Origin of the sequence: Pseudomonas arabinosi, assembly GCF_047758675.1 — a bacterium.
GTDB lineage: Bacteria > Pseudomonadota > Gammaproteobacteria > Pseudomonadales > Pseudomonadaceae > Aquipseudomonas > Aquipseudomonas arabinosi.
The window spans coordinates 4,541,523-4,559,820 of sequence record NZ_CP180480.1 but is presented as its reverse complement, the minus strand read 5'-3'; the positions used below and the strand labels follow the sequence as shown (position 1 = coordinate 4,559,820).

The 18,298-nt window shown below is 62.4% G+C and carries 19 protein-coding genes; 4 read left to right on the top strand and 15 right to left on the bottom strand.

Annotation, left to right across the window (positions count from 1 at the left end):
- Nucleotides 1-2: 2 nt before the first annotated feature.
- The 13 genes from ACMXYJ_RS21195 to ACMXYJ_RS21135 form a co-directional block, all read right to left on the bottom strand.
- Nucleotides 3-806 (bottom strand): aspartate dehydrogenase, encoded by an 804-nt coding sequence (locus tag ACMXYJ_RS21195; RefSeq protein WP_123368849.1) that lies wholly within the window; start codon nucleotides 804-806, stop codon nucleotides 3-5.
- A 10-nt stretch (nucleotides 807-816) separates the two neighbouring features.
- The gene (locus ACMXYJ_RS21190) at nucleotides 817-2,499 is read right to left on the bottom strand and encodes a thiamine pyrophosphate-binding protein (protein ID WP_415756764.1); all 1,683 of its coding nucleotides are present in this window, start codon (nucleotides 2,497-2,499) and stop codon (nucleotides 817-819) included.
- Entirely contained in the window at nucleotides 2,492-3,289 is a 798-nt protein-coding gene (locus ACMXYJ_RS21185; RefSeq protein ID WP_415756763.1) for an SDR family oxidoreductase, read from the bottom strand. Before ACMXYJ_RS21185 ends, ACMXYJ_RS21190 begins: the two co-directional genes overlap by 8 nt.
- A gap of 1 nt (nucleotide 3,290) precedes the next feature.
- The gene (locus ACMXYJ_RS21180) at nucleotides 3,291-4,127 is read right to left on the bottom strand and encodes an IclR family transcriptional regulator (RefSeq protein ID WP_415756762.1); all 837 of its coding nucleotides are present in this window, start codon (nucleotides 4,125-4,127) and stop codon (nucleotides 3,291-3,293) included.
- Nucleotides 4,124-5,008: an alpha/beta fold hydrolase gene (locus ACMXYJ_RS21175; protein WP_415756761.1), complete on the bottom strand. Its 885-nt coding sequence runs from the start codon at nucleotides 5,006-5,008 to the stop codon at nucleotides 4,124-4,126. The genes ACMXYJ_RS21180 and ACMXYJ_RS21175 overlap by 4 nt, the downstream gene beginning before the upstream one ends.
- 4 nt (nucleotides 5,009-5,012) lie before the next feature.
- Nucleotides 5,013-5,552, bottom strand: a complete 540-nt coding sequence (locus ACMXYJ_RS21170) for a cupin domain-containing protein (protein WP_415756760.1) — start codon at nucleotides 5,550-5,552, stop codon at nucleotides 5,013-5,015.
- 13 nt (nucleotides 5,553-5,565) lie between these two features.
- Entirely contained in the window at nucleotides 5,566-6,333 is a 768-nt protein-coding gene (locus tag ACMXYJ_RS21165) for an SDR family oxidoreductase (protein WP_415756759.1), read from the bottom strand.
- A complete protein-coding gene (locus tag ACMXYJ_RS21160; RefSeq protein WP_027923579.1) occupies nucleotides 6,330-7,106 on the bottom strand; it encodes an ABC transporter permease in 777 nt (258 codons plus the stop codon). Before ACMXYJ_RS21160 ends, ACMXYJ_RS21165 begins: the two co-directional genes overlap by 4 nt.
- A gap of 28 nt (nucleotides 7,107-7,134) precedes the next feature.
- A complete protein-coding gene (locus tag ACMXYJ_RS21155) occupies nucleotides 7,135-8,136 on the bottom strand; it encodes an ABC transporter substrate-binding protein (protein ID WP_415756758.1) in 1,002 nt (333 codons plus the stop codon).
- A 39-nt stretch (nucleotides 8,137-8,175) separates the two neighbouring features.
- Nucleotides 8,176-9,012, bottom strand: a complete 837-nt coding sequence (locus ACMXYJ_RS21150) for an ABC transporter ATP-binding protein (protein WP_223431478.1) — start codon at nucleotides 9,010-9,012, stop codon at nucleotides 8,176-8,178.
- Between the two features lie 409 nt (nucleotides 9,013-9,421).
- Nucleotides 9,422-10,216, bottom strand: a complete 795-nt coding sequence (gene scpB / locus ACMXYJ_RS21145) for a methylmalonyl-CoA decarboxylase (RefSeq protein WP_415756757.1) — start codon at nucleotides 10,214-10,216, stop codon at nucleotides 9,422-9,424.
- Entirely contained in the window at nucleotides 10,213-11,439 is a 1,227-nt protein-coding gene (locus tag ACMXYJ_RS21140) for a CaiB/BaiF CoA transferase family protein (RefSeq protein ID WP_415756756.1), read from the bottom strand. Before ACMXYJ_RS21140 ends, scpB begins: the two co-directional genes overlap by 4 nt.
- 30 nt (nucleotides 11,440-11,469) lie before the next feature.
- Complete coding sequence (locus tag ACMXYJ_RS21135; protein WP_415756755.1) at nucleotides 11,470-12,762, bottom strand: MFS transporter; 1,293 nt, start codon at nucleotides 12,760-12,762, stop codon at nucleotides 11,470-11,472.
- Between the two features lie 198 nt (nucleotides 12,763-12,960).
- Here ACMXYJ_RS21135 and ACMXYJ_RS21130 point away from each other — a divergent pair, with 198 nt between their 5' ends.
- From ACMXYJ_RS21130 to ACMXYJ_RS21120, 3 genes are all read left to right on the top strand, one after another.
- Nucleotides 12,961-13,878 carry a LysR substrate-binding domain-containing protein gene (locus ACMXYJ_RS21130; RefSeq protein WP_415756754.1) on the top strand — a complete coding sequence of 306 codons (918 nt, stop codon included), beginning with the start codon at nucleotides 12,961-12,963 and terminating at the stop codon, nucleotides 13,876-13,878.
- A gap of 231 nt (nucleotides 13,879-14,109) precedes the next feature.
- Entirely contained in the window at nucleotides 14,110-15,330 is a 1,221-nt protein-coding gene (locus tag ACMXYJ_RS21125; RefSeq protein ID WP_415756753.1) for a helix-turn-helix domain-containing protein, read from the top strand.
- Nucleotides 15,331-15,366: 36 nt separating this feature from the next.
- Nucleotides 15,367-15,996: a Vgb family protein gene (locus tag ACMXYJ_RS21120; RefSeq protein ID WP_415756752.1), complete on the top strand. Its 630-nt coding sequence runs from the start codon at nucleotides 15,367-15,369 to the stop codon at nucleotides 15,994-15,996.
- 16 nt (nucleotides 15,997-16,012) lie between these two features.
- Here the strand turns inward: ACMXYJ_RS21120 and ACMXYJ_RS21115 are convergent, their stop codons facing one another.
- On the bottom strand, nucleotides 16,013-16,873 hold the full coding sequence (locus ACMXYJ_RS21115; RefSeq protein ID WP_415756751.1) for a CAP domain-containing protein: 861 nt from the start codon (nucleotides 16,871-16,873) through the stop codon (nucleotides 16,013-16,015).
- A gap of 173 nt (nucleotides 16,874-17,046) precedes the next feature.
- Between ACMXYJ_RS21115 and ACMXYJ_RS21110 the strand changes: the two genes are divergently transcribed.
- Nucleotides 17,047-17,454 (top strand): hypothetical protein, encoded by a 408-nt coding sequence (locus ACMXYJ_RS21110; protein WP_415756750.1) that lies wholly within the window; start codon nucleotides 17,047-17,049, stop codon nucleotides 17,452-17,454.
- Here ACMXYJ_RS21110 and ACMXYJ_RS21105 read toward each other — a convergent pair.
- A complete protein-coding gene (locus tag ACMXYJ_RS21105; RefSeq protein ID WP_415756749.1) occupies nucleotides 17,402-18,292 on the bottom strand; it encodes a DMT family transporter in 891 nt (296 codons plus the stop codon). The genes ACMXYJ_RS21110 and ACMXYJ_RS21105 overlap by 53 nt on opposite strands.
- Between the last annotated feature and the right edge of the window lie 6 nt (nucleotides 18,293-18,298).

Sequence of the window (18,298 nt, the reverse complement as noted above, 5' to 3'; positions counted from 1 at the left end):
CCCTAAATCGAAATCGCGTGGGCGTGGTTGCCCAAGGCGCGGACGACGCTGTAAACGGTCAGCGCCGAGGTCTTCGGGTTGGCCAGCAGCGGTTTGCCACGCAAGCTCAGTTCGAAACCGCCAAAAGCGCCGCGTGCTTCGAAGTGATGGACGTTCTCCTCGCTCAGCGGATCGGCGATCAGCGTCACGTGGGTACGGTCCAGGCCGAGCCCGGCCAGCGACAAGGTCGCCGCAACGTTGGCGTTTTTTGGATAGAGCCGTGCCGCTTCCCGGGCGCTGCCCTGAAAAATCACTGTGGCTTCGGTAATGCTGTCCAGGTCACAGGCCTGTTCAGCGGGGGTGTTTTTCCAGGCTTTAGCCGGTTTGCGGCCGGTGTAATTGACCGAATCCAGCCCGCCGACTTTGGCCGCCGACAAGGCGTCGATGCCGCCGATGGCGCCGGGCAGCAACTCGATGCGGGTCTGGCCGCGTTCGGCTGCCGCTTCCAGGCGTTCAACCAGGCCGACTTCGGACAGCGCGCCGACCGAGACGATCAGGCAGGCGATGCCACGCTCCAGCGCCGGCAACACATGTTCTTCGATGGCGCGGTGGCCGGCGCACTCGACCAACAGGTCCGGGCGGGCGTCGGCCGGCAAGGCGGTCAGCACCTGCGGCGGTTGCTTGAAACTGGCCAGCCGCTGGCGGACCAGTTCTTCAGACCCGGCCGAAGCGATGACGTAGTCAACGCACAGTTGCGGGTCCTTCTCCAACAGTTCGAGCACGCCGACGCCAATGGCGCCGCAGCCGATCATGGTGATATGCAACATGACGAAGTCCTCAGGCCGTGGCTTTTTGCGCTTTGGTTTCGCTGTTGGGCGGACCGGCGAACTGGGTGGCGAAGCTGCCGACGGCGAGCATGTCGACTTCCAGCAGGAACGGGCCGGGTTGAGCCAATGCGCCGTCGACCACGCGGCCGAAATCCTTCAGGTCGGTGACCAGGCCGTGGCGCAGGCTCAGGGATTCCGCCAGCTTGGAATAATCCGGCGTGTGCAGGTCGACGTAGCAGTGACGGCTGCCGTAGACCGCGTCCTGAATGTTGCGGATCACGCCGTAGCGCTGGTCGTTCATCAGCAGAATCACCACGTTGGCTTTTTCTTGCACCAGCGTCGCCAATTCGCCGAGGTTGAGGATAAAACCGCCGTCACCCGCCAGGGCGAAGACCTTGCGCTCAGGTGCCGTTTCAGCCGCAGCGACTGCCGCGCCGATGCCCATTGACAGGCCCTGGCCAATGCCGCCGCCAAGGGCATGCACGCCGGCACGCGGGTGGAACAGGGTCAGCAGGCGGTTGCCCCAGATGCTGTTGGACAGCGTGACGTCGCGCACCCAGGAGAAATTGCGCCCGGTGATGGCTTGCAGCTGTTCGACCATGGCCGAGTACGGGCCGAGGTCGGCGATCAATTGGGTGCGGGATTTTTCGCGGACGTCCTTGAGTTCGGCGAGGAATGTCGGGTCGATCTGCAGGCGACCTTCGAGACGATCCGCCAGGCCTTCAAGGGCCAGCGCCGAGTCGCCACAGATGAACAGCTCGCTGTTATAGCTGCGACCTTCGATGGCCGGGTTGGCGTCGATTCGCAAGGTGTTGCGTGGCAATTTCAACGCGTACTTGAAGGTTTCGTTGCTGCGCAGACGGGAGCCGGCGATCAGCAAGGCATCGCAGCTTTGCAGGAATTGCTCGACCAATTTGTTTTGCGAGAACGCGCCGAGGCAGCGTTCGTCATCTTCGTTGACCACACCGCGACCTTGAGTCGAGGTAATCACACCGACGCCCATGTCCAGCAGACGTTTGACTTGCGGCCCGCAATGCCGCGCCCCACCGCCGAGCCACAGCAGTGGGCGGGTGGCTGTGGCCAGACGCTCGGCCACCAGGTCCAGCGCTTCGGGTGCGGGGACGGCCACTGGAACTGGCAGCGGTGAAAGGTCGGTCGGCATCGTGATAAACGTCGACTGGATGTCGATCGGGATTTCCACGCTGACCGGCCCGGTAGGAGCGGTCAGGGCGGTTTGCACGGCCAGTTTCATCGTGCTGATGGCGGTTTCGACGCTGCGTACACGGAATGCAGCCTTCGATACAGCCTTGAGCATGGTCAGTTGGTCGCGGGCTTCGTGGATGTAGGCGAATTCCTGGTCCAGGTACGGCGTTTCAATCTGCCCGGTGATGTGCAGCAGCGGTGTGCCGGCGGTCAACGCTTCGACCATGGCGCCAGCGGCGTTGCCGGCTGCGGTGCCGGTGGACGTCAGGCAGACACCGAGGCCGCCGGTGGTGCGGGCATAAGCGTCAGCCATGTTGGTGGCGCCGGCTTCACCGCGAGCCATGACGAAACGGATATTTCCGCGAACGGCGAAGGCATCGAGGATCGGCATGTTGTGGATCGAGATCACGCCGAACGCGGCCTTGACGTCGCATTGCTCGAGAAACGCGGTGATGGCAGCGCCAACGGTGACAGTATTTTCATTACGCATGGCGGGACAGGCCTCCAGAAACATCGATATGGCTGCCTGTGGTGTAAGCCGACAGAGGCGAGGCCAGAAACAGGATCGCGCGGGCCGCTTCAATCGGCAGGCCCAGACGCCCTAAGGGAATGTGTTTTTGTTGCGCGAGCCGGGCGGTCCATTGGGTCCAGTCCAGATCCCGCTCTTCGCGGGCCTCGAAACGTCGGCGCCATTGCCCGGACTCAACCAGGCCAATGAGGATGCCGTTGACCCGAATGCCCTGGCCGGCAAATTCGGTGGCCATCGAGCGCACCAGGTTCATGACCCCGGCGCGAGCGGCCGAAGTGGCGACCATGTGCGGTTCCGGCTGGCTGGCCAGCAGCGAGTTGACGCAGACGATGGCCGCGTTCGGCTGGCGTTGCAGCTGTGTCATGAAGGCGTGGACCGGGTTGATCACCGAGAAGAACTTCAGGTTCAACTCTTCGGTCCAGGCGCTGTCGGTGGTGTCGGCGAAGGTCGACACCCGACCTTGCCCGGCGTTGTTGATCAGCACGCTGGCCGGGCCCAATGCGGCCAGGCTAGCCGCGGCAAACGCCTTGACCGAGTCCGCATCGAGCACGTTGCAAACATGGGCGAGCAGCCGTGCTTCGGGGAAGCGTTGACGCAACTCGGCTTCGGCGCTGCGCAGCCGGTTTTCGTCCCGACCGCAAAAGGCCACGGCCGCGCCGGCTTCGAGCAATAACTCGACGCAGGCCAGGCCAATGCCCGAAGAGCCACCGGTGACAATCGCGGTGCTGTCTTGCAGTTGATAAAGGTTCATCTCAATCCCTCATCAATGCAGTGACGCGGTGCTGACCGTCATGGGCAGCAGCGCTGTTGTAGTTGAGCAGTCGCGACAGTTCGTCGGCGCTACGGCGCACTTGCAGCAGCAACTCGTTGAAGTTGACGTGAGCGATCTGTGCGGTCGGGATCGTGACGCCCAGCGCCGCGACGATCCTGCTTGTCTCATCGCGCACCGGGGCGGCGACTGTCGAGATCGTTGACTCGAAGAAGCCTTCGCTGCTGACGAAACCGCGCTGGCGGTCGGCTTGTACCAGGTCGAACAGTTCCATCACGGTTTTCGGCGTGCACGGCGAGAACTGCTCCAGGTGTTCCTCCGGGTACAGCTCACGCAACTCGGCCAGCGACAGGTCTTCGAGCAGAATTCGCCCGAGGACAGTGGCGTGGGCGGGCAGGCGAGTGCCGACGTTGACCGCGCTGGAGAACACCGACGGCGGCGAGACCTTGGCCACGTAAACGATCGAACGACCATCGCGCACCACCAGGTTGCTCGGGTAGTTGAGGCGGTCGCACAAACGAGCCAGCAGCGGCTGACCCAGTTCGGTCAGCTCCAGCGAAGCCAGGTATTCAAAGCCCAGGCGCAGCACCGACATGCCCAGGCGGTATTCATTGCCGCTGCGGGTGACGAAGCCCATGGTTTCCAGGGTCGTCAGCAGACGGAATATGGTCGAGCGTGGCAGTGCCAGACGCCGGGCCAGTTCCGGCGCGGTCAGCGTGCGATTGCGCCGGCTGAATTCGCAGAGCAGCAGCAGGCCGCGCTCCAGGCCCGGCACGATGTATTTTTCCTGAGCGTCCTTCAGCAGATCTGAATCGTTCATAGAGATGCACCTGTCAGGGATTCTTTAATGGCAAAGGCCAGACGGCCCGCCACGACATAAGGTTGTTCAATAGGGCTGGCATGCCCGGCATCGGCAATCAGGTTGAACGTGGCGCCCAACGCCTTGGCCAGGGTCAGGCAGCTTTCGGGCGCGGTGATGCCGTCGGCTTCGCCGCAATGCACTTCGCAAGGCATCGACAGCGGTGGGTGCCGCAGCAGGTCATCGCTGCACAACAGCTCAATGGCCTGGCGATAGCCATCGGGATTGAGCCGCGCCATGTTCCATCGCACCCACGCCAGTGCTTTCGGGCTGGCGGCGGGCGACAGCATGTAGGGACTGCGTTGCTCGGCCATTTGCTTAATGCTCAGTTGTTCCAGGGCACGCAGGCGTTTGTTGCGCACTTCCTGACGCTGCAACGCGCGTGAGGGATGGCCATAGCCTTGGGCCGGGCTGATCAAGACCAGCCGGCTGATCCGTTGCTGCTGCACGCCGCTGGCAAACGCCGTGGCGGTAATCGCCCCGAGGGAGTGACCCACCAGCACACAGCGCTGGATACCCAGTGCGTCGAGCAGTTGCAGCAGTCGTTCGGCGTAGTCCGAAGCGTCGGGGGCCAGCGATCTCAGCGGCGTGGAATCACCGTAGCCGGGCGCGTCCCAGGCAATCACCCGGGCGCTCTGGCCAAGCTGCTGCGCCACCTCTAACCACGACGCCGAGCCCGAGCCGATCCCGTGCAACAACACAATGGCCGGCCCGGCCCCGCATTCGCGAAAGGCCTGGCGACCGCCGGCGATCTCCAGCGTGCGCACCGGAAAATTCAGGGCCAGTTGTGCCTGGAGGTCAGCCGTGAGCGGCGGGACGAGATTATCGATGGCGTACGACATGGGCTTATCCGCGCTTGATCGAGGCCAGAGGGTGTTCTGGCGGGTAGGTCGGGGTCAGCGGTTTTTTCGCGCCGAGCATCACGCACATCAGCGCGTCTTCATCGCCGATGTTGATCTCTTCGCGGTACACGCCGGGCGGCACCGAAATCACGTCGCGGTCGGTGAGGATGGTTTCGAAACGCTCGCCGTCCTTCTCGATCACCACTTTGAGTTTGCCGCGCAGCACAAAGAACACTTCTTCAACGTCGGTGTGCAGGTGCGGCGGGCCTTCGTGACCAGCCGGAATCACCATGGTGGAGAACGTGAAGTTCTCCGACGGGATGGTGTTCATGTCGGTGCTCACGCCGGTGCCGCCGGTGCCGATGTAGCGCATTTGCGCACGACGGAATTTCGGGTCGTAGTCGGCCTGGAACTTCAGCGCGTTCCAGTCGTACTTGCGCGTGTCGTAGCGGGCGATGCGGGTTTTCATCCAGCTTTCGAGATCGCTGCCGGCCGGCTGTTCCCAGCTTTTCGGGGTGGTTTGTTGAGCGGATAGATCGGTCATGGCTGTCTCCTGATCAAGGCATGACGAACCCGCCGTTGACCGGCAAGGTTTGTCCAGTGATGAAACGGGCGAGGTCGGACAGCGCGAACAGCACGGCGCCGCTGACGTCTTCGGGAAGTTGCGGGCGTTGGATGGCCCGGTGGTCGTTGTACAAACGGTGACGTGCTTCGGGCACGTAGGCGGTGGCTTCGACCAGCACCAGGCCCGGCGCGATGGCGTTGACCGTGATGTTGTCGGTGCCCAGTTCGCGGGCCAGGCTGCGGGTCATCGCGATGATTGCGCCCTTGCTGGCGACATAGGCCAGCAGGTTGGGCGCACCCCACAACGGCGTGTCCGACGCCAGGTTGACGATGGCGCCACGACCACTGGCGCGCAGGACCGGCAGACACGCCTTGGTCATCAGCCAGGTGCCGCGCACGTTGACTTGCATGACCTGATCCCAGGTCTCGAGGCTCAGCTCTTCGCAGGTCTTGCCGCCGGAATTGGTGATTGAAGCGTTGTTCACCAGACCGTCGAGGCCGCCGAGCAAGCGAGTGGCTTCAGCCACGCAGGCATCGATCGAATCGGGTTGCGCCAGATCGACCGTCACACCGTGCACGGTCAGGCCTTCGGCGACCAGTTCAGTGGCCGATTGCTGGACGCGTTCGGCAAGAATATCGGCGATCACCACGTGGGCACCGGCGTGGCCGATGGCCTGGGCGAAGGCATAACCCAATCCGCGGGCGCCTCCGGTGACCAGGATCCGGCGGCCTTCGAGCAAACGATTGAGGGCCGTCATCATTGCGTACTCAGCATGGCTTTGGGCATGTAATGCAGAACGCGTTTCTCGGCCCAGACCACCGCGCCGTAAGAGAGCACACCGATCAACGTGAGCATCACAATCGCGACGAATACGCCCGCGGTATTGCCCTGACCTTCAGCATCGACCAACAGGAAACCCAGGCCCTGGTTGCCGCCGACCAGCTCACCGACGGTGACGCCGATCACCGCCAGGGTCGAGGCAATGCGCAAGCCCGAGAACAGCGCGGCCATGGCCGATGGGAACTCCACCAGGCGGAAGATCTGCCAGCGACTGGCGTTCATGGTCCGGACGAGGTTGATCATGTCCGGGTCAACGGTGCGGATGGCGGACAGCACGTTGATCATCACCGGGAAGAACACAATCAGGATCGCGATCAGGATCTTCGGGTAGATGGTGTAGCCCAGCCACATCACGAACAGCGGGGCGAAGGCCACTTTCGGGGCGATTTGCAGGGCCAGAATGTATGGCGACAGCATGGCTTCGGCAGCGGGCGAGAGCCCGAGTGAAACACCGATCGCCACACCGAGCAGAGCGCCCAGGCCGAAGCCGACGATGATCTCGAATGCGGTGATCAAGGTGTGTTGCAGCAGGCCGCCGGTTTGCCACATCACCACACTTTCCTGGGCCACGCGGCTCAGGTGCGGCATGACGAATTCGGGCATGCCGAGCAGTCCCGGGCCCCATTGCCAGAGCACCAGGAACAGGATCAGCAGGGCAACGCTGCCGAGCATGGAGTTATTGAGGTTTTTCATCGTGTCGTTACCTTGTTGTCACTCGCCGTTATTGCGCAGCTGTTTGGGTGTCGATGAACTGGTTGGTGTACAGGTCGTCGAGCTTCGGTTCCTGGGTGACGATGCCTTCGCTGACATAGAACGTGCGCACCGCTTCCAGCCGCGCCGGATCGATGCGACCCAGTACGGTTTGGTTGGCGTAGACGTGTTCGACGTACAGCTTGAAGACCTTCTCCAGCGAATCTTCCTTGCCGGCGTAGGCAGGCACGGCTTTGGCGAAGGTGACCGCAGCGGCGCGCGGGTCCTGGATGATGTCGCGCATGCCTTGCAGGGTGGCCTGGACCACGCCGCGAACAATCTCCGGGTGCGTCTTGATGGCGTCGTCCGACGCGAGAATCGCCTGGGCCATGCTTTCGAAAATTTGCGATTGCGGGATCAGTTTGATCTTCACACCGGCTTCTTCGGCGTTGACCACCCAGTCCGGTACTCCCGCCATCGCCTGGGCTTTGTCAGCCGAGAACAACTGCCAGACGCCCGACGGGCCGGCAGCCTGGATGTTCACGTCGGTTTTGCTCAGGCCTGCTTTGCGAAGGGAGGCGAGCAAGGCGTAGTAGGTGGTGTCCGAGTAGGACATGACCGTCATGGTCTTGCCCTTGAGGTCGGTGATCGAATTGATATTTTCGGCGGCATTGGTGGCAATCATGGTCACACCGCCGGCGCCCAACACAGCGACGGAGCGCACCGGAATACCGTTGGCCCGCACCACAATCGGGGTATCACCCAAGGCACCGCCGAGCATGGCGTTACCGGCACCGATCTGCTTCGCCACGTCCACACCGCCCTTGGCCGCGATGAAGGTCATGTTCAGGTTCTGGGCGGCGTAGTAACTCTTTTGCTGGGCGATGATCCACGGGGCGAACGCCGGCGAGTTCGGCGGCGCCGGCAACAAGTAGGTTACGTCGGTGGGCTGCGCCTGCGCGGCGAAGGCCATGCCCAGGCCGAGCGCAATGCCGGTGGCCTGGCTGAAGCGTTGAAACAGAGACTTGAACATGCGTACTCCTGAATCGGTTGATGGCCGCAAGGGCGTTGATCAATGCAGTTCGGTGTCTTCGCCGACTTTCAGCAATTCCATCAGGCGACCGGCCAACGGACCGATTTCCGGCAGCTTGCGGCGCTCCAGCGGGTTGTCGCGAAACGGCAGGTCGACGGTGATTTCTTCGATGATGGTGCCGGGGCGGGCGCTCATGACCAGCAGCCGGTCGGACATGGCGATGGCTTCGATCAGGTCATGGGTAATGAACAGGGCGGTTTTCTTTTCGTCGAAGAGCATCCGCGCCATGTCCTGCTGCAGGATCATCTTGGTCTGCGCATCCAGGGCCGAGAACGGCTCGTCGAGGAACAGCACTTGCGGGTCGATGGCCAAGGTACGAGCCAGGGCTGCACGCTGACGCATGCCGCCCGACAGCTGGAACGGGTAGTGGTCGGCAAAGCCTTGCAGGTGGCAACGATCGAGCAGATCTTTGGCCACGGCCTGACGCTTGGCGGCCGGTACCCCTTGAATTTCCAGGCCCAGTTCGACATTGCGACGAATGCTGCGCCATGGCATCAGCAGGTCTTTTTGCAACATGAAAGCGACTTGGCGAACCGGACCTGTCACCGCTTCACCGCCGACGAACACTTCACCTTCGGAAGGTCGATAGAGGCCGGAGCCCATGTTCAGGATGGTGCTTTTGCCGCAACCGGAAGGGCCGATGATCGACACCACTTCACCGCGGCGAATCTTGAAATTGACTTCGCGAATGGCAAACGGCGCTTCGGATTTTCCTTTGGCCGGGAAACATTTACCGACATTGCGAAATTCAATTTCGATGGGCTCCAGATCTTCCTTGGGAGCGGGTTTATTCCATTGAGGGGCGATGGCATACATCTCGTTCACAGCCATTGGGAAGGGTCTCTGGTCTGTTTTATAGGTGATACGGTGGTTAGTGCATGAACAATGCCAGCCGAATGCCAGGTTGAATTTTTGTTAGAAAATCCTTGTTTATTAATGAGTTGCGAAGTTTTTGCGGTTTTTGGCGTGTTTCATATACGAAACACGGTTTCCGGTATGGCACGAAATTGCACATTGAATGTGCAGGCCATGGGAAACGGCGAGAAAGGAGGGCGTGTCGAGGTAACGCGAATAGAGGGTTTTGTTTTGCATATGAAACAAGGGGGGCGGCTTTTTGTGTTCCAGGTCGGGATTAGCGCTGTTCGTTTGGGCCTCATCGTCGGATCGCCGGGCGGCGATCCGACGATGAGGCCCTCACAAATACAGAAGCTTTCAGATCTGTGTTCTATCGCCCGCTAAACACTGCGGGCCTGCGCTCGGTGAACGCCGCCAGCCCTTCAGTGAAATCGGCACTTTCGCAGGCCTGTCGCCGCAGTTCCGCAATCTGCTCCATCGCCTGCACGGGCATCGGTTGCAGGTCCTCCAGAATGCGCAATTGCTCCTTCACCGCCGCAATGGCCAGTGGCGCTTTGGCGGCGATGCCTTGGGCCATGTCCAGCGCCGTCGCTTCCAGCGCTTCGCTGTCGACCAGCCTGTTCACCAAACCAAACCTTTCAGCGCGTTCGGCATCAAGCTTCTGCGCGGTGAAGAACATTTCCTTCAGCACGTGGATCGGCAAGTTGTTGAAGAACCGCAGCAACCCGCTGGTGGTGTAGGGCAAGCCGATGTTTGCCGGGGTCATCGCGAAACTGGCGCTGTGGTCGGCAACGACCAGGTCGCAGCTCATGGCCAGGTCGACCGCTCCGCCCCATACCGAACCGGAAATCAGGGCGATCACCACGCCGGGGTAGGCGCGGATGCGGCGCAATACCTGCTCGAGGGGTTTGCCGTAGGCAATCGGGTCGCGGTCGTGTTGCAGCTCGCGTATGTCGTGGCCGGCGCTCCACACCGGCTGGCCCACTTCGCTGCCGAGTATCACCACGGGGACGCGTTGGGAGGCGAGGGCGGCGAGGCTTTCGTCGAGGGATGCCAGCAACTGCGCGCTGAGGGCGTTGCGGTGGGTGGCGTTGCTGAACACCACCCGCGCGATGCGTTCATCGACGATGTTGACGGTCACGGTGGCAGAAGAGGTTGGGTTCATGGGGCGGTTCCTGTTGAGTGTGCGGGCGAATCGTCGGTGTCCTGAAACACGACCTTGGCAGCCAGCAGGGCGTTGATCGATGCAGCGTCGAAACCGGCTTCACGCAGGACTTCGATGGTGTGTTCGCCCAGGAGCGGCGGTGGACGGCTGGCGCCGCCGTCGGTGGCGCTGAACACCGGTGTCACTACCTGACGCAAGGCGCCCAGTGTCGGGTGCGTGAGTGTCTCGGTCAGTTGGCTGTGCAGCACCTGCGGATCGTCGAACACTTCGTCGAGCGTGTTGATCGGACCGGCGGGCAATCCTGCCTCGACGAACAGCGTGGTCCATTCGAGTTTGCTGCGGGTTTTCAAGCGGCTTTCCAGAATCTCCCGCAACTCGTCACGCCGTTCGACGCGTGCTTCGTTGGTGGCAAATCGCGGGTCATCCGGCAATTCGGGTAAATCGAGCAGCACGCACAAACGCCCCCACATGGCCGAGGTGATCGGCGCCAGATTCAACGGGCCGTCCAGCGTCTGGAACACGCCATAAGGCGCAATCACCGAATGCGCATTGCCGGTACGACGCGGCACATCACCCAGGCTGAGATAGCGTTGACCGTGCACACTCAACAGCCCGACCAGGCTGGCCAGCAACGACGTGCTGACGTGTTGGCCTTGCCCGGACGTCGAGCGCTCCAGCAGCGCCGCCAACACCGCCGTCACCAGCCACATGCCCGAGGTCAAATCGCCGATGGCGGTGCCGGTGCGCGTGGGGTCGCCATCGACGAAACCGGTCAGGCTCATCAACCCCGAGTAGCCCTGGGCAATCTGGTCGAAGCCCGGCCAACTACTCATCGGCCCGTCGGCGCCAAAGGCGTTGATGCTGCCCATGATCAGTCGCGGGTTGCGGGCGCTGAGCACGTCATAACCGAGCCCCATACTCTCCAGCGTGCCGGGTTTGAAGTTCTCGATGACGACGTCGGCGTCATCGATCAGCCGCTGGATCGTGGCCAATCCCTGGGGATTGCGAAAGTCGATGCACAGGCCGCGCTTGTTGCGGTTACACGACAGGTAATAAGTGCTCACGCCCCGGTCGAACGGGCCCCAGGTGCGGCTCATGTCGCCGGTCGGGCCGGGCTCGACCTTGATCACATCGGCCCCGAGGTCCGCCAGCACCATGGTGCAGAACGGCCCCGACAGCGCGCGACTCAGATCAACAATCTTCACGCCTTGCAAAGCTTGCATAGGGTTCTCCAGTGAATGTTCAGGTGCGTGTTATTGCGGCAAGGTCTGATCACGGGTTTCGACGGCAAACGGCAGGATCAGAATGCCGACCACGAAGGCTGCGGCCGTCCAGGCGATGGGCGCGCCGAGCGAGCCGTACCAGTGAATCGCCGCGGCCAGCAGGAAGTTGACGCCGGCGCCGATGAAGCGGCCGACCGAGGCATTGAAGGCGAAGGCCGTGGCGCGGATCCGGGTTGGATACTGCTCGGGCAGCCAGAGCGAGAAAATCGCGAAGTTGCCGCCGAAGAAACCGAGGAACACCAGCGACACCATGAACAGATGGAGGCCATCATCCATGTAGAACACCCAGCCGAATGCGACGATGATCGATGCCGCCATGCCGGCGAAATAGATCCCCAGCGCCACCCGTCGACCCAGTCGTTCCGCCAGCCAGGGCGCCACGAGGCAACCCAGAATCGTGCTGAGCGACAGCACTGCCGCGCCAATGGAAGCGAGGTGCACCGCCCCGACATGATCGATACCCGCCTGGGTGGCCAGCGTGACGACGGCCGTTGCTTCGTACACCGAGCCGGCCCACAAACCGACGATGGCGACCCCGACCAATAAAGAGCTGGTCAACGTGCGGCGCCGAAAGGCCGGGGCAAAGATTTCCCACCACGTCGCGCGGGTTGCAGGCTTCAATTCGGGGGTTTTGAGGTTGAGCGCAGCGTTGCGCACCTGGCCCGGCTCTTTCACTTTCAGCGCGGTATAGATCGCAATGAACGCCGGGAACAGGCCGCAGAGAAACATTACACGCCAGCCATAGGTGGCGCCGACGGTGTAGTTCAACAGCGCGGCAATGAAGAAGCCAAAGTAGTAGCCGGTTTGCAGATAACCCGCGCCCATCTTGCGCCGGTCTTCCGGCCAGCTCTCGGCGACATAGGTGCCGGCGAGTGCCCACTCGCCGCCGACGCCGATCCCGGCGATCAGCCGGAACGCCGCCAATTGCCAGATGTTCTCCGAGAACGCCGCCGCGCCGGTAAACAGTGAATAGACCAGGATGCTGGCGGCGAGCATCTTCACCCGGCCAAAGCGGTCGGCGAGCGGCCCCCAGATGAACGACATCCCCCAGCCGATCAGAAACAACCCGAACGTGATCGACCCGTACATGGCGATGTTGGTGGCGGTGGGCTCAATGCCCGAGGCGGGCAGCAGCTCGGTCAGGGCAGGGATCAGAACCAGGGCGAAGATCACTGAATCCACGCCATCCAGAACCCATCCCACGTAGACCGTCCAGAAGCCACGAATCTGCTCGCGGGTCAGGGGCGTTTTGATGGGCTTCACGCTCGTTGCTGATGCTGTTAACACTCTAGACATTGAGATCTCCCATTGACCTTGATAGGCCTATAGAAGCGCTGCTGGCCGGTGGCGGCCGTTGGCGCTTCGTTTGTTGTGAGACGAGTCTAGGCGTCGTATCTCATAAGCTTCAAATATGATATTCCTCTGCTTCCATCGGAAAGTTATATGGCTTTGGAGGGATGCATGGACCTGCGCCAGTTGCGGTATTTCATCAAAGTGGTCGAGTGCGGCAACATCACCCGCGCCAGCGAAGCGCTGCACATCGCGCAGCCCGCGATCAGCCAGCAGATGCGTAATCTGGAACTGGACATGGACATGCAACTGCTTGAGCGCAGCGTGCATGGCGTGGTGCCTACGGCGGCGGGACAGACGCTGTATCGGCATGCCATCGAACTGCTGCGCCAGGCCGACGGCACCCAGGAACTGCTGCGTCAGGACGCCGAATTCCCGCAGGGCAAAGTGTCGGTCGGCATGCCGTCGAGTACCGCGCGCATGCTGGCCATCCCGCTCGCACGCACGATTCGCAGTCGCTACCCGGGCATCAAGCTGGAGTTGATTGATGCCCCGAGCGCCGACCTGGGGCGGCTGATCACGGTGGGGCGAGTGGCGCTGGCAGTGAATGTCGATGCGGTCGAAACCCGTGGCATGGCCATGCAGCGGCTGTTCACCGAAACGTTGTACCTGGTGGCGTGGCCCGAGTTTTCATTACCGGATGGACCGGTATCGATCGAGGCGTTGGCGAAGATGCCGCTGGTGCTGCCCTGTGCGCCAAACACGATTCGCAGCCGGGTCGAGTCGGCGTTCCAGGAGGCGGGGCTGCATTGTGAGGTTGAGTTCGAGGCCAACTCCACGGACCTGTTGTTCTCGGCCGTCCTGGCCAAACTGGGCGTGACGATCCTGCCGTGGGCGGCCGCGCATGTTGAACTTGAACAACACAGGCTGAAACTGGCCAGGATCGATCATCGATTGTTCACCCGTGATCTTTCGCTGTGCTGGCATGACACGGTCGTCGAGAGCAACGCGGTGCAAAAGGTCAAAGCGACCATTTTTGAACTGTTCGAAGACTTCGGGCGGCAGCCGGGGTGGGCGGCGGGGCAGTGATGAGCCCGATTGCGCTGCGGATTGTTTGACGAGGGAGCAACCGTTTTAAATCACCCGATAAGAAAAGCCGATACCCGCTTAAGGATTTCCCAGAAGCGGGGCAGGCACCTGCGGCTTTAGAGTCACGCCCAACATTCGAATGTCGGGCGGCCTCCTTCGTGATCGGTCGTCGTGAGATAGACTCAACAGCGAACATCCGACGGTGGGAGTGACAACGGTGGCGGGATTGCGATGGACTCGCTGATCACGGCCGCAGCGCAGGCGCTGGCGGCGGGGGATCCGCTCGGCGCGTTGAACCGGGTCGCGTTGCGCGACGATGCGCCGGCGCTGGCGTTGCGCGGGATTGCGATGGCGCAACTCGGTGATCTGGTGCGAGCCAAGGCGCTGGTGCAGAGGGCGGCGCGAGCCTTCGGGCCAAAGGAGGCCTTGGCTCGGGCGCGGTGTGTGGTCGCCGAGGCCGAGATCGCGCTGGCCTCCCGGGAGTTGGGCTGGCCGGTAAAGGCACTCGAGTCGGCGCGGGTGACGCTTGAGGCACACGGCGATCGAGTGAACGCCGCTCATGCGCGGTATCTGCAGATTCGGCGTTTGCTGCTGATCGGGCATCTCGAAGAGGCCGAGGAGCTGCTCGCCGAGCTTGACCCTGCGCCCTTGCCGCCGGCATTGCGCACCGCCCACGAACTGGTCGTTGCGGGAATCGCGATGCGACGACTCGAGACGAACAAGGCGCGGTCTGCACTCACAAGGGCCGAGCACGCCGCGCGCGACGCCGATATTCCTGCGCTGACGGCCGAGGTGGAAAACGCTGCCCTTGTCCTGGACACGCCCGTCGCGCGGTTGATTGCCTTTGGTGAAGAACGGCCTCTGTTGCTGGATGAGGTTGAAGCGTTGCTCGCGTCCACGTCGCTGGTCGTGGACGCTTGTCGCTACGTGGTGCGTGGCGCCGGCATGTCGGTTCCCCTCGCTACGCGCCCGGTCTTGTTCGCCCTCGCACGGGCATTGGCCGAAGCGTGGCCGGCCGACGTGTCGAGGGAAACGCTGATTGCCCGGGCCTTTCGTTTGAAGCACGCCGATGAGTCACTTCGCGCGCGGTTGAGAGTCGAAATCGGGCGACTGCGCACCGCACTTAAACCCTTGGCCGGCGTCACTGCTACTAAACGCGGATTTGCGCTGGTGTCGCTGGTTGCCTCTGACGTTGTGGTGCTGGCGCAACACGTCGAAGAGAAGCACGCAGAGGTGTTTGCTTTCCTCGTCGACGGTGAGTCGTGGTCGAGTTCGGCCCTGGCACTGGCCCTTGGCGCCAGCCAGCGGACGGTGCAACGGGCACTTGAGGAACTGGCCCGCGAGGGCAAGGTGCAGTCGTTCGGTCGCGGCCGGACGCGTCGCTGGATGACCCCGCCGGTGCCGGGTTTCGCGACGACCTTGTTACTCCCGGTGCCACTGCCGGGTGACTAGGATGAACGTCACCCACCCGTAACGAGGAATGCCAACATGAAACAGTCAGCAGCCAAAATCCTTCGTGAATATGGACCCTTTGCCGGTGTCGACAAGGTGCATGGCGTCACTTGGGACGGCCAGCACGTGTGGTTTGCCACCGGTGACAAACTCAACGCCCTGGACCCTGAAAGTGGCAAGACACTGCGCTCAATCGATGTCGCCGCCCATGCCGGCACCGCCTTCGACGGCCAGCACCTGTTCCAGATCGCCGAAGACCGCATCCAGAAAATTGACCCGCAGACCGGCCGTGTCCTCGCGACTATCCCGGCGCCTGGCGGCAGTGACTCAGGGCTGACGTGGGCGGAAGGGACGCTGTGGGTCGGCGAGTATCGGGATCGCAAGATTCATCAGATCGACCCCGAGACCGGCGCGATTCTGCGCACCCTTGAATCCAACCGCTTTGTCACCGGGGTGACCTGGGTCGAGGGCCAGCTGTGGCATGGCACCTGGGAAGAAGACGAGGGTGAGTTACGCCATATCGACTCGACCACCGGCGAGGTGCTGGAGAGCGTGAAGCTGCCGGCTGGCGTCGGGGTGTCGGGGCTTGAATCGGATGGCGGCGATCAGTTTTTCTGCGGCGGTGGTGGCAGCGGAAAGGTGAGGGCGGTGCGGCGCCCCAAATAAGGCGCCGCTCAATCACTCAAGGCGCGCCAAACAACATCGTCCAGTACACGCCTTCATCGCTACGCGCGTCCGCCGCATAGGCTGCGCCCATCTGGGTAAACATCGGGTTCATCAGGTTGGCGCAATGCCCCGGACTGGCCAGCCAGCCCGACATGGCCTTGCTCGGTGAGCCCTGGCCGGCAGCGATGTTCTCGCCGATCTGCCGGCCACGGAAACCAGCGGCTCTGGCCCGGTCTGCGGGCATGTCACCGTCGGGGTCCTGGTGTGCGAAGTAGTTGCCGTAGGCCATTGCTTTGCTGTGCCCTTGCGCCGCAGCGCCCAGGGCTGCGTTCCAGGCCAATGGCCGTGCGGCGGCGAAGCGCTGACGACCGCAAAGGCGCGGCTTTGAGCGTGCCACATTGACCTGTGCCAGCAACGCTTTGCTGACTGCTCGGGTATCACCCACACGACTGTCCAGCACGGGCTGCGCCAGCACCACCTGCCACTCACTCCGGGCGCGACTGACGCCAATGTCGGCATATTGGGTATCGAGCAACGCACCGCAGTAATCGCTCTGGAGCATGTCGAAGGCCTCATCGGCATCCTGCGCACCGACCACGCGAATCGTGCGCACTGTCACCGCCTGATAGCCGGACGCTTTCAATCGATCGCGCAGACCGCCGCCATAGCCGATTGGCAAAGCCAGGTTCGACTTCAACGCCAGCGGCGATAGTGCTCGCCCCGCGCGCCCCAAGCAGCGATCGGGGTGAGCGCGGTAGTCGTTGATGGCTTCCACCAACTGCCTTTCGGCACCGGCGTGGGCGGGGTTGGCGAACAGGGAAAACAGAGGAATCAAACAGAGCGAGGCAACGCGAACGGACAGGAGGGTTTGGCGCATGGATGAATAGCTCTGAGCGGGCAAGTGGAATTCACGGCTCGGCTATGACTGGCGCTTCAACACAAGGTTCACGGGCCCAAGAGACATATTTGCGCGGGGCGCAGTGCGTCCGCCAAAGTGGACAGGGAGGTGTCGTATGATGGCTTCTTTTTACCCGTCACAAGGATCCACTCATGCCGTTAAGCAAACGCGATCAGGCGAACATTGAAAGACGCCTGGTGGCCACCCTGACCGAGGCGTGTGAGACGGCCAAAGCGGAAGTCGTGGGGTTCTGTTGGCTGACCCACGAGGTCGATTACGACCTGTTCCCCGCCAGTCTGAGGATTATCTGGGTCTTCGATACGCAGGCCAATAAGGATCAGTCGCTGGCCAGTGGGCAGGGCGAGCGCATGCTCGAGTTGACTGCCATGGCGTTACGCGAAGCGGACGTTCTCGTCAGCCCAGTATCGGCCCATGTGCAGTTCGATTCTGAAGAAGAATGCCAGCGCGCCGATGGCGGAAACTGGCAGCAACGTTTGTCGCGCCCACTCACTTCGAAAACTTTCGCGCCCCGGCCACGCAAAGGATCACCGCGACGGTAACCCCCAGCATGCCGATGCTGACGTGTTCGTGAAGCAGCGTGGCCGCCAGCGCCAAGCCAAAAAACGGCTGTAGCAGCTGAAGCTGGCCGACGGCGGCAATCCCGCCTTGGGCCAGCCCGCGGTACCAGAATACGAACCCGATCAGCATGCTGAAGATCGATACGTAAGCGAGGCTCAACCACGCGGATGAGGTGATTCCCGAGAACGAAGCCGGGGCCAGAAACCAGGTCAGCGGGACCATGACGGGCAGCGACAGCAGCAACGCCCAAGAGATCACCTGCCAGCCTCCCAGGGTTCTTGAAAGCTTCGCACCTTCCGCATAACCCAGCCCGCAGGCGAGGATGGCCAGCAGCATGAGAATGTCTCCGGTCGGCGAAGCGGTCAGGCCTTGAGAGACCGCAAATCCCACGACCAACGCGCTGCCCAGCACCGAGAAGAACCAGAACACCGGCCGGGGCCGCTCCCCGCCGCGCAACACGCCGAACACCGCAGTGGCAAGCGGCAACAAGCCAACGAAGACGATGGAATGTGCCGACGTCACGTACTGCAGCGCCAGCGCCGTCAGCAGCGGAAACCCGACTACAACGCCCATTGCCACGATCGCCAAGGGCATAAGCTGACGCTTGGCAGGCCGCTTTTCTTTAAACAGCACCAGCATGCACAGCGCCAGGAGCCCGGCAATCGCCGCTCGGGCAACGGTCAGGAACACCGGGTCGAATTCCAGCACGGCCAACCGTGTGGCCGGCAGCGAGCCGCTGAAAATCAGCACGCCGATAAACCCGTTGAGCCAGCCGTTCGCGGTCTTTTCCGTCGTTGGGTTTTGCAGGGTCCGTTCCATCTGAGG

Bases quoted from the DNA above. Each gene is read 5' to 3' on its own strand.
- ACMXYJ_RS21175 (WP_415756761.1), bottom strand. From the start codon at position 5,008: ATGTCGTACGCCATCGATAATCTCGTCCCGCCGCTCACGGCTGACCTC.
- ACMXYJ_RS21155 (WP_415756758.1), bottom strand. From the start codon at position 8,136: ATGTTCAAGTCTCTGTTTCAACGCTTCAGCCAGGCCACCGGCATTGCG.
- ACMXYJ_RS21185 (WP_415756763.1), bottom strand. From the start codon at position 3,289: ATGAACCTTTATCAACTGCAAGACAGCACCGCGATTGTCACCGGTGGC.
- ACMXYJ_RS21195 (WP_123368849.1), bottom strand. From the start codon at position 806: ATGTTGCATATCACCATGATCGGCTGCGGCGCCATTGGCGTCGGCGTG.
- ACMXYJ_RS21105 (WP_415756749.1), bottom strand. From the start codon at position 18,292: ATGGAACGGACCCTGCAAAACCCAACGACGGAAAAGACCGCGAACGGC.
- ACMXYJ_RS21190 (WP_415756764.1), bottom strand. From the start codon at position 2,499: ATGCGTAATGAAAATACTGTCACCGTTGGCGCTGCCATCACCGCGTTT.
- ACMXYJ_RS21180 (WP_415756762.1), bottom strand. From the start codon at position 4,127: ATGAACGATTCAGATCTGCTGAAGGACGCTCAGGAAAAATACATCGTG.
- ACMXYJ_RS21130 (WP_415756754.1), top strand. From the start codon at position 12,961: ATGGACCTGCGCCAGTTGCGGTATTTCATCAAAGTGGTCGAGTGCGGC.
- ACMXYJ_RS21150 (WP_223431478.1), bottom strand. From the start codon at position 9,012: ATGTATGCCATCGCCCCTCAATGGAATAAACCCGCTCCCAAGGAAGAT.
- scpB (WP_415756757.1), bottom strand. From the start codon at position 10,216: ATGAACCCAACCTCTTCTGCCACCGTGACCGTCAACATCGTCGATGAA.
- ACMXYJ_RS21170 (WP_415756760.1), bottom strand. From the start codon at position 5,552: ATGACCGATCTATCCGCTCAACAAACCACCCCGAAAAGCTGGGAACAG.
- ACMXYJ_RS21160 (WP_027923579.1), bottom strand. From the start codon at position 7,106: ATGAAAAACCTCAATAACTCCATGCTCGGCAGCGTTGCCCTGCTGATC.
- ACMXYJ_RS21115 (WP_415756751.1), bottom strand. From the start codon at position 16,873: ATGCGCCAAACCCTCCTGTCCGTTCGCGTTGCCTCGCTCTGTTTGATT.
- ACMXYJ_RS21120 (WP_415756752.1), top strand. From the start codon at position 15,367: ATGAAACAGTCAGCAGCCAAAATCCTTCGTGAATATGGACCCTTTGCC.
- ACMXYJ_RS21125 (WP_415756753.1), top strand. From the start codon at position 14,110: ATGGACTCGCTGATCACGGCCGCAGCGCAGGCGCTGGCGGCGGGGGAT.
- ACMXYJ_RS21165 (WP_415756759.1), bottom strand. From the start codon at position 6,333: ATGATGACGGCCCTCAATCGTTTGCTCGAAGGCCGCCGGATCCTGGTC.
- ACMXYJ_RS21110 (WP_415756750.1), top strand. From the start codon at position 17,047: ATGCCGTTAAGCAAACGCGATCAGGCGAACATTGAAAGACGCCTGGTG.
- ACMXYJ_RS21140 (WP_415756756.1), bottom strand. From the start codon at position 11,439: ATGCAAGCTTTGCAAGGCGTGAAGATTGTTGATCTGAGTCGCGCGCTG.